The sequence below is a fragment of the Mesorhizobium sp. USDA 4775 genome (genome assembly GCF_054062655.1).
The window spans coordinates 3,406,346-3,418,908 of sequence record NZ_JBSSFM010000001.1 but is presented as its reverse complement, the minus strand read 5'-3'; the positions used below and the strand labels follow the sequence as shown (position 1 = coordinate 3,418,908).

At 64.3% G+C, this 12,563-nt stretch carries 3 protein-coding genes and 1 pseudogene; all 4 read right to left on the bottom strand.

Translation table 11 applies throughout. The annotated features are described in order from the left end of the window. Positions 1-17 precede the first annotated feature (17 nt). Positions 18-776, bottom strand: a complete 759-nt coding sequence (locus tag ACVILI_RS16540; protein WP_457102548.1) for a heme ABC transporter permease — start codon at positions 774-776, stop codon at positions 18-20. Positions 777-948: 172 nt separating this feature from the next. Beyond that, complete coding sequence (locus ACVILI_RS16535) at positions 949-2,721, bottom strand: glucan ABC transporter ATP-binding protein/ permease (RefSeq protein ID WP_019857540.1); 1,773 nt, start codon at positions 2,719-2,721, stop codon at positions 949-951. Between the two features lie 370 nt (positions 2,722-3,091). Continuing rightward, positions 3,092-11,684 (bottom strand): annotated as a pseudogene (locus tag ACVILI_RS16530) (GH36-type glycosyl hydrolase domain-containing protein). A 288-nt stretch (positions 11,685-11,972) separates the two neighbouring features. Next, positions 11,973-12,551 carry a HutD/Ves family protein gene (locus tag ACVILI_RS16525; protein ID WP_038646181.1) on the bottom strand — a complete coding sequence of 193 codons (579 nt, stop codon included), beginning with the start codon at positions 12,549-12,551 and terminating at the stop codon, positions 11,973-11,975. Between the last annotated feature and the right edge of the window lie 12 nt (positions 12,552-12,563).

Genomic DNA, 12,563 nt, shown 5'->3' with positions numbered 1-12,563 from the left:
CCCCCTGTGGGAGAAGGTTAAGCCCGCTCCGCCTGCCGAGCCGCTACCCGCCGCATGGCGATCACCCGGCGGCGGCGGATTTCGGTGCGCATCGCCATCAGGTGCAGCGTGAAGAACAACGCCGTGAAACCGACGGCCATGACTAGCAGCGGCCAGAGCAGGCTGGGGTCGATGGTCGGGCCGTCCGTCCGGAACACCGAGGCTGGCTGGTGCAGCGTGTTCCACCAATCGACCGAGAATTTGATGATCGGGATGTTGATGAAGCCGACCAGCGTGATGATGGCGGCGGCCCAGGCGGCGCGGCTTGCATCGTCGAGCGCACGGGTCAGCGCGATGATGCCGAGATACATCAGGAACAGCACGAAGACCGAAGTCAGGCGGGCATCCCAGACCCACCAGGTGCCCCACATCGGCTTGCCCCAGATCGAACCGGTGATCAGCGCAAGTGCGGTGAAGACCGCACCGATGGGAGCCGCCGATTTCAGCGCGACATCGGCCAGCGGATGCCGCCAGACCAGCGTGCCAAGGGCTGAGACCGCCATCAGCGAGTAACACATCATGGCGAGCCAGGCGAAGGGCACATGGATGTACATGATGCGCACGGTGATGCCTTGCTGGAAATCCTCAGGTGCGGCGAAGCTCATATAGAGGCCGACCGCAAGGATGAGCGCGGCGATCGTCGCCAGCCATGGCACGACCTTGTCGGCCAGCCCAACGAAGCGCGTCGGGTTGGCAAGGTCCATCCAGCCGCTCAGGCGTGAAGTCGTATCGCTCATGCGGCATTACATAGACCGACAGCGCGATCGGGGCAATCGAGCGGTGGTGTCGCAGGCTTGGTTACCCTCCCCCTTGTGGGAAGGGTCGCTGCGAAGCAGCGGGTTGGGGGCGGCGCTGCCCCCACCCGGATCTTCGGTCCGGCCTCCCCACGAGGGAGGTAAAAGATGATGCTTACGCGGCCTCGCCCTGCACGGAGCGGCTGAGGCGGCGGACTTCCTCGTCGTTGAGCAGGCCGCCGGCACGCAGCAGGCTGGCGAAGCGGCCGTTCCGCAGCGACAGCTCGGCGAAGCCACCCATTTCGACCACCCTGCCCTTGTCCATGAACACGACCAGATCGGCGTCGCGAACGGTGGTCAGGCGGTGGGCGATGATGAAGGTGGTGCGGTCGCGCCGCAATTCGTCGATCGCTTCCTTGACGCGGTCCTCAGTCTCGACGTCGAGCGCGCTGGTCGCCTCGTCGAGCACCAGGATCGGGGCGTCCTTCAATACCGCGCGAGCGATGGCGATGCGCTGGCGCTCGCCGCCGGAGAGCTGGCCGCCACGTTCGCCGACCACCGTGTCGTAGCCATTGCTCTTGGCCAGGATGAAGTCCTGCGCCGCAGCCGCGACGGCGGCGGCGTGAATCTCGTCATTGCTGGCTTCGGCACGGCCGACGCGGATGTTGTCCTCGATCGAGCGGTTGAGCAGTCCGGCATCCTGGAACACCGTGGCGATCGAATGGCGCAGCGACTTGCGGGTCACGGTGCGGGTGTCGATGCCGTCGATCAGGATGCGGCCGCTCGACGGCGAGAAGACGCGCTGCAGCAAATTGATCAGCGTGGTCTTGCCGGCACCCGTCGGTCCGACGATGGCGACGGTCTGGCCGGCCTGAACCTCGAAGGACACATCGCTGACGCCCTGCCCCGAATTGGCGAATTCGAAGTTGACATCCTCGAAGCGGACATGGCCGGTGACATTGGTAAGGTCGCGCAGGCCATCCGGTTCGGCGGCATCGGCGGCCGAGTCCTCGAGCTTGTAGAACTCCTCGAGCTTGGCGCGAGCTTCCGAAATCTGGTTGGCGAAAGCCGACATCTGGTCGAGCCGCGAGATCAGCAGCGTGGCGAAGCCGGTGAAGGCGATGACATCACCGACGCGCAACTGGCCATGGGTCACCAGATAAGCGCCGATCAGAAGCACCACCATCATCGAGATGGTCGACGACAGACGATTGAGCGCATTGGCGATGGCCCACCAGTCGAGCACCGGGTTCTGGGCGTCGAGCAGGTTCTTGACATAGCGGCGCAGAGTCTCGGCCTCATGGCCAAGGCGGTTGTAGCTCTGGAGAACGGCGACGTTGCTCACAGAGTCCGTCACATGGGCGAACACCTTGTGGTAATGGCGCTCGACGGCTGCCTGGCCCGCCTTGGTGCGCTTCATCACCAGACGGCCGATGCCGACATAGAGCACGCCAAGCGCGAGCAGGACCATCGACATGCGGACATCCATGCTGAGCGCCGTCGGCACGAGAAGGACGAGCGCGACAGCCGTGGACAGATGCTGGCGCATGAATTCGAGCCATAGGCTGAACAGCGTCTCAACAGCACGCAGCAGCGTGTGCAGGGCGTTGGACGTGCCGCGCTGATGATGCCAGGCAAGCGGCATGGTGATGACGCGCTCGAAGGACTGGCACAGCACTTCGCTACGCCGGGCGTGAGCAAAGCGGTCGGCGCCGCGCGCCACCAGGACGAAAGCGATGACGTTGAAGGCGCCCAAGCCGGCCCACACGGCAAGCGTGGAGAATACAGAGCCATGCGCGGAGATGGCATCGATCACCCGGCCAAACATGATCGGCTCCAGGATGGCGATAGCGGCAAGTGCGACATTGGCGCCGCAAATCAGCGCGACGCGCCTCTTGTCGGCGGCCAGATAGCCCAGCGCTCTCCAATAGATCTGCAGAAGTGACACTTCAGCTACTCCGCCAATTCTCTACTGTGCTCAATGCGGTATTGTGCACTGCACCATTGCTTGACACGTAACGGTTGACGCGTCGCAAAACAATGCCCGTCTATCGCTTCCGTTCCCATTTTGCGAACAAAAGATGACGACGATGCGAAATCTGACGTGATCACCTAACGGTTTGAGATAAAAGGTGAAATGCCAGCCTTGCGGCAAAATCATGGCAGTGGCCGAGCGCTGCCACATTTTTAATCACCGCAGGCTTGCATGAAGTGTCAGGCAATGCCTGGCGGATGCCGTCGCCGATCGCACGCAAGTAAACATTCGCGGCGTCGCGCGCCCCGAAGGACGCGCGACCTATTGACTTAAGGTATTGATTTTACGCCGGTATCTTTACCACGACCTCAGTCTTGGTACCAGCTTTGGGTTCGAAGGAGGCGGACTTTGTTTTCGAGCCGTCGACTTCAAGCGAGATCGTCTTGGTCTTTTTGTCGCGAACGACATGAACCTTGATCTCGGCGCCCAGCATCTTCAGGGAAGCCTGGTAGCCATCCCAATGGCTGGGCAGCTTCGGCCGGAACGTGATCTGCTTGCCGCGCCGTTCGATGCCGAGGATGCCCTCGACCGCCGCCCGGTAGAGCCAGCCCGCCGAGCCGGTGTACCAGGTCCAGCCGCCGCGCCCGCCCTTGTCGTCTCCGGCATAGATATCGGCCGCCACCACATAGGGTTCGACGCGGTATTGCTCGGCCGAGGCCTCGTCGGATGCGTGGTTGACCGGGTTCAGCATGGAGAAGCAGCGATAGGCCTCGTCCGTCTGCCCCATCTCGGCCAGCGCTATGACGAACCACGTCGCCGCATGCGTGTACTGGCCGCCATTCTCGCGCACACCGGGCGGATAGCTCTTGATGTAGCCGGGGTCCTTCTGCGTCTTCGAGAAGGGTGGCGTGAACAGTTTGACGATCTTGAGCTTGTCGTCGACGAGCAGGTTGGTCGCCTGCTGCATAGCCGTCGTCGACCGCGCCGGGTCGCCCTCGCCCGAAAGCACGCTCCAGGATTGGGCGATGGAGTCGATTCTGCACTCTTCGGAGGTGCGCGACCCCAAGGGCGTGCCGTCGTCAAAACTGCCGCGCCGGTACCACTCGCCGTCCCATGCCGTGCTCTCAAGCGCCCGCTTCAGCGCCTCGGCATGCTTTACCCAGGTCTGCGCTCGCTTGCTGTCGCCCTCGCTCTTGGCGACGGCGGCGAAGTCGCCCAGCGTCTTCAGCAGGAACCAGCCTAGCCACACACTCTCGCCCTTGCCGTGCTCGCCGACACGGTTCATGCCGTCGTTCCAGTCGCCGCCAAGGATCAGCGGCAGGCCGGCAGGACTGCTGCGCTTGATGGCCAGGTCGAGCGCACGCGCGCAATGGTCGTAAAGCGACACCGTCTTCTTCGAGATTTCAGGGGTGAAGAAGGCATCGTGCTCGCCCTCGCCCAGCGCCTGCCCGTCGATGAAGGGCAGTTGCTCCTTGAGGATGGCGGCGTCGCCGGTCACACTAAGATAGCGCGCCGTGGCGTGGGCCAGCCAGACCACATCGTCGGAGATCATGGTACGCACGCCGGCTCCGGTGCGCGGCAACCACCAGTGCTGCACGTCGCCTTCCGGGAACTGCCGCCGCGCGGCGTTGAGGATCTGGTCGCGCGCCAGGGTCGGATCATGCGCCAGCAGCGCCAACGTGTCCTGCAGCTGGTCGCGGAAGCCGAAGGCGCCGCTTGCCTGGTAGAAGGCCGAGCGGGCGCGGATGCGGCAGGCCAGGCTCTGATAGGGCAGCCAGTGATTGACCATGGCATCGAGCGCCTTGTCTGGCGTCTCGACCTGGATGGTGTCGAGGAAACCGCGCCACTCGCGCTCATTGTCGGCCAGGCGCTGGTCGAAATCCTTGCCACGGTGCGCCTGCACCAGCGCGCTCGCCTGCGCGGGGGTGTCGGCATCGCCGAGCAGCCAGAGCAGCGTGACGTCGCCGCCGGCCGGGATCTCGACGTCGCGGGCGATCGCCGCGCAGGGGTCATCCCCGGCTTCGACACGGCCCGACAGGGCCGCGCCGGTCAGCACCGCGTGCGGCAGCTCGCTGGACCCGTGCCGGCCGAGGAATTCGGAGCGATCCGCCGTCACCGAATGAGCAGCGGCATCGGCGGCGAGGAAAGCCACCCGCTCGCTGAAATCGAGCCCATAGGGGTTTTGCGCCAGCAACGCGCCGGTCGCCCCGTCGCGGGACGGGACGATGGTGGCGGCCGTCCGCGACCGATGCCCGCCAAGCACCCATTCGGCGTAGGCATAGACGCGCAGCCGCGCCGGCACCGCGCCTGAATTCTGGATGCGCAGCCGCGTGATCTTCACTGGATCGACGGGGTCGACCACATGTGTCAGGTCCATCGACAAAGGCCCACGCTTCGAGCGGAAGGTGGAGAAGCCCTGGCCATGCCAGGCCTCGTATGTCATCGAGGGATCGCGCACCACGGCGGCGATCGGCGAGAACGCCCTGCCGCTGGCCTGATCGTAGATATAGATGCCCTCGCCGGGCCGGTTCGAGACCGGATCGTTGGACCACGGCGTCAACTGGTAATCGCGGCTGTTGCGGCTCCAGGTGAAGGCAGCACCCTCGGCCGACGTATGGAAACCGAACGAGGCGTTGGAGACGACATTGATCCAGGGCTGCGGCGTGGTGCGCCGGCCAGCCAGACGCACCACATAGTGCCGTCCGTCGCCGTCGAAACCGCCAAAGCCGTTCCATTGGCTGAGGCCAGAGCCATCGGCGCTGACATCCGCCACGGACTGCGAGGCAAAGGCATGCGCCGCCGGGATTTCGCGCGGAGCCGGCAATCCGGTGGACGGCAAGCCGTCGCGCGCCTGCAAGGCAGCCGCCTCGGCCCGTTCGATCTGATCGAAGATGGTGCCGTTGCGGGTATGCAGCACCACCCGGGCGACGGCGAGCAGCGTCTTGTAGGTGGTCTCTTCCATCAGGTCGCGGCGCACCGCGAAAATGTGCTGGCGGGGACCGAGTTCCTTGCCGCGCAGACGGCTGTTTTCGCACAGCGTCTCGACCGCGCGCTGCAGGTCCTGGACATAGGACGAAGCCTGCTCGTTGACGACGACGAAGTCGATCATCATGCCGCGGGTGCGCATATATTCCTGGAAGCGCAGCGCCTGGGCGACGATTTCCAGATCGGCGACGTCGCCGATCCTGACCAGGAAGATCGGGAAATCGCCCGAGATGCTGGTCGGCCACAGGCTCGACTGTTTGCCCAGGCCCGAAGCGAGGGATTCGGCCGGCAAGCGCAGGAACGCGTCGGGGTAGATCAGATAGCGCGCCAGTTTCTGCACATTGGCGGCATCGGTCAGGCTGAGGCCCATATGGCGGGTCTGCACCTGGCTCCGCGTCCAGGCAAGCATGGCCTGGCGGGCAAAGCTCTCCTGATGGTCGAGGCGGTTTATCGCTTCTTCCAGCTCGGTGCGGTTGGCCCCGACGACGGTCCAGAAGGTCAGCGATATCTTCTTGTTGGCGGGCACGCGCACCTGGCGGCGCAGCGAGGCGATGGGATCGAGCGTAAAGCCGGAATGGCCGCCGAGCCTGGCGCCCGGATCGAAAGCCGCGGCATCGACGATCGAGCGGCCACGGCCGATGAAGGCGCGCCTGTCGGTCTCGGCCTCGGCATCGCGCGCCGGTCCGGGACGGATCGGTGACGAAATGCGCCAGCGTGATATCGGGCTCGCTGGTCTCGCGCTTGCGGCGCGTGGCGAAGATCGCTCCTTTATTGGCGGCGATTTCAGTCTCCACGAACATCTTGGAGAAGGCCGGATGCGCGTTATCGGAGGCCTCCAAACCCAGTACCAGTTCGGCAAAGGACGTCACCTCGATGAAACGATCGGACGTGCTTTCATTGTAGAGCGTGATACGACGGCCTTCGCCATTGCCTTCGGAAACGACGATGCATTCGACCTCGGAGCGCAATGTGCCGACCAGTTTGACGAAGCTCGCCTTGTCGTCGGAGAACAGGGTCTGCACCTTCTCCTCTGCCGCGCGCTTTGGCTCCGCCGTTGCCGACCACCAGTCGCCGGTGCTGACGTCACGCAGGAAGATGTAGGAACCGAGACGGTCCTCGACCGGGTCCGGTTGCCAGCGCGTAACGGAAAGATCGCCCCAGCGGCTGTAGCCGGAGCCGGTTGCCGTCACCATCACCGAATAACGGCCGTTCGACATCACATTGGTCGAGCGGAGCGACCGCAGCGGATCGAGCACGATGCGGGTGTCGGGGCTCTCGGTTTCGGTCTCGTCCTTGGCGCGCTCGTCCGCCTCGGTCCTGACGGTCGCGGTCGGGATGTCGCGCGGGGCCCTTTCCTGCAGCAGGAGTTCAGCCGATTCAATGACCGGGTCGCTGTGGAAACGGTCGCGCAGGCGACCCTCGAAGATCGCGTCGGCGACCGCCGCGATCGACATGCCCGAATGGTGCGCATAGTAGTTCAGCACGACCGCGTGGTTGGTCCCTTCAGGCACCCGCTGCGGCGTGAAATCGACCGCATCGTAAAAGCCATGCGGGCCAAGCGCACCGATGTCGCGCAGACGCGCCAGATTGTGCACGGCTTCGCGCGGGTTGAACTGCGCCGCCAATATGGTGGCGTAGGGGGCAATCACCGTATTCTGGCCAAGACCGCGCTTCAGCCCAAGCCCGGGCACGCCGAAATTGGTGTACTGGTAAGTCAGTTCGCGGTCGCGGGCGTTGTAGGCCGCTTCCGAGATGCCCCAGGGCACGTTTTTCTGGCGACCGTACTGGATCTGACGCTTGATGATCAGCTTGCTTGTCTGGTTGAGGATCGATCCCTGCGCCTCCTTCATCACCAGCGGCGGCATCAGATACTCGAACATCGAGCCCGACCAGGACATCAGCGCGCCCTGGAAACCGATCTCGACGATCGGACGGCCGAGCCGGAACCAATGTTCGGTCGGCAGGTCGCCCTTGGCGATGGCGAACAGGCTGGTCAGCCGCGCCTCGGAGGCGAGAAGGTCGTAGCAGCTTTCGTCGAGCTGGTGCTCCTCGACCCGATAGCCGATCGACAGCAGCTTACGCTCCGGCCGCATCAGGAAGGCGAATTCCATCTCGAAGGCGAAACGACGGGTGCGCTCGCGCAAGGTCAGAAGTTTGGCGCGTAGCGCTTCGACGGCGTTGTCGTCGCTGTGGGCATCATGGACATGCGCCTCGCAAGTGGCTTCCAGCCTCGCCGCCCAGTCGACGATGACGTCGCTCTGGGCCGACGCCGCCTCGGTGTGGATGGCGGTGGCCAGCTTGCGGATCTCGCCCGCCAGCACGGCGAGGTTGATGGTGCGGATCGAGGCCATTTCCGGCTGCGCCTTGATCGTCTCGACGGCGCGCCGCATGCCGTCCAGGCGATCGACGAGGCGCTGGCGCAGAGGCCTGAGCTGACGGCGGTCGTCGGGCAACTCATCGAGGCTCTCGCTCAGGATGGTCACCGTGTCGAGAATGCCTTCGAAATCACCCTGCAGGTGAACGGACGGCGCTTCCGCCCATTCCGCACAGGCCGCCGCCACGGCCACCAGGTGGCCGGCGAGATTGCCACTGTCGACAGCCGAAATGTAGAGCGGGTACAGCGGCTTCAGCGTCGTGGTGTCGTACCAGTTGAAGAGATGGCCGCGGTGGCGCGGCATGCTCTCTATGGTCGTCATGGTCGCGTCGATGCGGGTGATGGCATCCGACAGGCTGATCCAGCCGAAATCGCGCGCCGAGACCACCGACAGGAGATAGACGCCGACATTGGTCGGCGACGTGCGCGGCGCCACGACCGGTGCCGGGCTTTCCTGGAAATTGTCCGGTGGCAGATTGTGATGCTCCGCCGTGACGAAGCTCTCGAAATAGTGCCAGGTGCGCCGCGCAATAGTGCGCAGCGTGTGGATATCGGCCTGCGATATGCGCAGCCGGTCCTCGGTTTCGGCCGAGCGGCTGATCCAACTGGCGATCGCCGGCGAGCCGATCCAGAACAGGGCGAAGAAGAAGGCGACGAAGGCGCCGGTGGAATCGGCCAGCACCGGAATGGCGAGGCCGACGAAGCCGATGATCACGGCGCCGTACATCATGCCGTAATAGGAGCCGACATCGTTGTCGCCGGCCTTGTGCGCCTGGGAAGCGGTGCGCCATTCCAAAAGATTCTGGCGGCTGACGAACAACCGGTAGAGCGTGCGCACGATGGCGTCGCCCATCATCCAGGCATTGTGCGCCATCAGCACGATCTTCAGCGCCACCATGGCGGTGCCGAAGGCGACGTCACGCGCCAGCGCCGAGAAATGGCCGCGCGGCGTCTGGTCGCCGCTCTTGGGCAGGATGGCGTTGACCACGTCGAAGGTCGGCGCCATGAACAGGCTGAGGATCAGCAAGGCCTGCCATTGCGCGGCCTGCGTGAAGGGCAGCAGGGTCCAGCCTGCGATCGCCGCCATCACCCAGAAGATCGGCGTCAGCGAGCGGCGCAGATTGTCGACCATCTTCCAGCGCGACAGGGCCGGAACGCCGGAGCGCGGATCGAGGATGAAGCCCAGAAGCTGCCAGTCGCCGCGTGCCCAGCGATGGTGACGCGAGGCGTCGACCGAGTAGCGGGTCGGATAGTCCTCGACAAGTTCGACGTCGGTGACCAGTGCAGCGCGCGCCAGCGCGCCTTCGAGCAGATCGTGGCTGAGGACGGTGTTTTCCTCGATGCGGCCTTGCAGGGCGGCCTCGAAGGCATCGACATGGTAGAGGCCCTTACCGGTGAAGGACCCGTCGCTGAAGACATCCTGGTAGAGGTCGGAAACGGCGAAGACGTAGGGGTCGAGGCCGCGATTGGCCGAGAACACACGCTGGAAGAACGAGGCCTCGTCGCCTGATGTCAGCGAAGCGGTGATGCGCGGCTGCAGGATCGTGTAACCGGCGGTGACGACGCGCCTGGCGGCGTCGAAATGCGGGCGGTTGAGCGGGTGGCAGAGCTTGCCGACGAGGCTCGCCACCGCGTCGCGGGTGGTGCGCGTGTCGGCGTCGAGCGTCATAACATGGACGACTTTTTCCGGCAGCGGCACGTCGAGCGGCAAGAAAGTCGTGTCGCTGTCGCCGCGCAGCAGAAGGTCAAGCTCATGCAGCTTGCCGCGCTTGCGCTCCCAGCCCATCCAGGCCCCTTGAGCCGCGTTGAAGAGGCGGCGACGGTGCAGGATGTAGAAGCGTGGCGCGCCTTCCGAGGGATAGCGGGCGTTGAGACGGGCGATCTCGGCGCGGGCATATTCGAGGATCTCGGTGTCGGCCGCATCGATCTCGATCTTGCTGTCGGGCCAGTCCGACAGCAGCGCGAAATGGATCTCGTCCACCAGATTGGCAAGGTAATGGACTTCGAGGTTGCGGATGTTTTCCTCAACATCGTCGCGCGAGCCGATCAGCGACGGCACAACCACCAGCGTGCGCGCCTCGGGCGGCACACCGTGCCTGTAATCGTAACCGATCAGGCGTGTCGGCTTGAGGAAGAGCGAGACCACCGTGTTGAAGAAGGCCAGCGCGCCCTCGCTCGCCGGCACGGCAAACAGCGCCAGCATCAGGACGATCGAGGTCACCGACAGGCCGAGATTGGCCAACGCATTGCCGGTGAGGACGAGAAGCAGGGCCGTCAGCGCGAAGACCGGCAGGACAATGCCCAACCATCCGGTCTTGGTGAACGTCCGCTTGACCGTCTGGCTGATGGTGGGCCGATAGCCGATCGCTTTTTCCAGCTCCAGACGGCGCGGACCGACGAGGAAGAAGCCGACATCGGTATGCGCGGACGGAGCCGGCGCGGAATCGTCGCCATCGCCGGCCGATACATGTTCGCCGGCGGCGTGTTCGCTAGCGGCCTGGCCGGCCAGTTCGATCGCCTTTTCGGCGACGCGGTATTCCGACAAGTTCGAGCGGCGGGCAAGCTCCTCGATCGCGGTGCGGTATTGGTCGCGCGAGAAGAAATCGAGCGCGGCAAAATCGGTGCGCTCGCGCAGCACGGTGTCGATGCGGCTGACGCCTTCGAACCACACCGTCCAGTCGACGTCGTTGATGAGGCGCAGGCCGCGGATGATGTTGCCGGTCGTCACATTGCCGCTGGACAGGGTGTGATGCTCGGAGATGATGATCTCCTCGGCATCGGAGCCGGTCTTTTCGAGCTCGCCTTCAAGCCATTCCAGGGCCTTGCCGGCATTCTGCGAACCATCGCGCAAGCGATAGAGAAGCTGCGTGGCAAAGGTGGTGTCCTGCGCGTGAGCGCTGAAATTGGCTAGGATCGCCTGGCGGTCGGCACTTTCGTCGGTCGCCAGCACCTTGTCGGCCACATCGTTGGCGATCTGGCGCATCTGGCGGGTGCGATTGACCCTGACGGCCAGCCGGCGGAGATTTTCGATCAGCACGAAGCGCAAAAGCGACGGCAGCGCCCAGAGTTCACCGATCTTCAGCGGCTCGACTGACTGAAAACCCTGGACGATGGACTTGAACATGGTCGCCGAGACGGAACTGTCCGAATGCGCCACATAGGTCCAGGCCAGCGCCAGCGCACGCGGCACGGTGCCGCCGTCAGGCAGTTTCAGCGTCGGCAGCTGACGATAGAAGCGGCGCGGCAGATCGCGCTTGACCTGGAAAATGGTCTCTTCGACCAGATAATTGTTGTCGAGCAGCCATTGCGCGGCCGGCGTGATCGTCTCGCCCTTGGCCTGCGCCGCATTGGTCGAACGGTAGACTTCGAGGATCTTCTTGGCGCTGTCGCGGATGCGGGCCTGGAAATCGAATGGGATCAGGCCGAAAAGATCGGTGAGATCGCCTTTGGCCAGGCTTTCGCCAAGCAGCCGAAGGCGCTCCTCCGGCAGGAATGTCGACCTTATCGGCTCTTCCGTAATGGCCGGAAAGCTCGCGCTTGTCTTCTCGATCTGGGCAGGATTCGTCTGAATATTCATTGAAAATTCCGTAAGCGGGCACTCAGCGGCGTCACCGCCACGGCAATGGCCCTAAAACCGGTTCAAATGCAATTGGTTGCATCAACCCCTATGCCGAAAGTTTGTTTCCGCACCACGACAGAGCGTCATCTTTCGACCAAACTCAAAGACGATCGCCCCTCGCTCACGTCGGGTTCGATCGGCGGAGAGGATTCGGGCTTTTTCGTGATGCCGGCAGGAGCTTACGCTATATTTCGCCGGCATTGCGATCATGTTTGGAAACAGGCGGTAACCGTTGGCGCGAAAGCCTCAGGCGGCGGCGGTTATCCGGACCACGAACAGCGTCGTATCCCGCGCCGGCTCGACCTTCATGATGGGAGCATCCGGCCCGATCAGCAACGTGTCGAGCGGCCCGAGGCGAATTGACCCAGCCTCGGGGAAAACAGCTTCGCCCTTGTGACAAAGGATGAGGGTCGAACCGGCCCGCGTCGCGATGTCCACAGGCTGCGAAATCGCGAGCCGCTCGACCGAATGCAACGTGCGGCCGCGGCGCGTCATGACGTTGAGGTCGGTGATCGGGCCGGCGATCAACGAGGCGCTGGTCGGCAGGTCGGCTGGAAAGGAAAACGGCGCGGAAGTCGGCGTCAGCCGCACCGCTGGCTGATCGGCGACATCGAGCACGATGCCCTCGCCTTCCAGCACCGACAGCGTGCGGTCGATGCCGGCAAAGCTGGAGAACGGCCCGCTGCCCTCGACGCGGGCCATCGACACGCGCCAGTCGAATTCGTCGAGGCCGGCGCCGTCAGGCGAGACGGCGATCTCGGTCGTCGTGCCGCCGCCGTTCTTCCACGGCATCACGCGGTAGTCGGCGGCACGAAGAATGCGCATGATTTCAGCCTA

Excerpts from the sequence above, each read along its gene's own strand:
- ACVILI_RS16540 (WP_457102548.1), bottom strand. The coding sequence starts at position 776 with ATGAGCGATACGACTTCACGCCTGAGCGGCTGGATGGACCTTGCCAAC.
- ACVILI_RS16525 (WP_038646181.1), bottom strand. The coding sequence starts at position 12,551 with ATGCGCATTCTTCGTGCCGCCGACTACCGCGTGATGCCGTGGAAGAAC.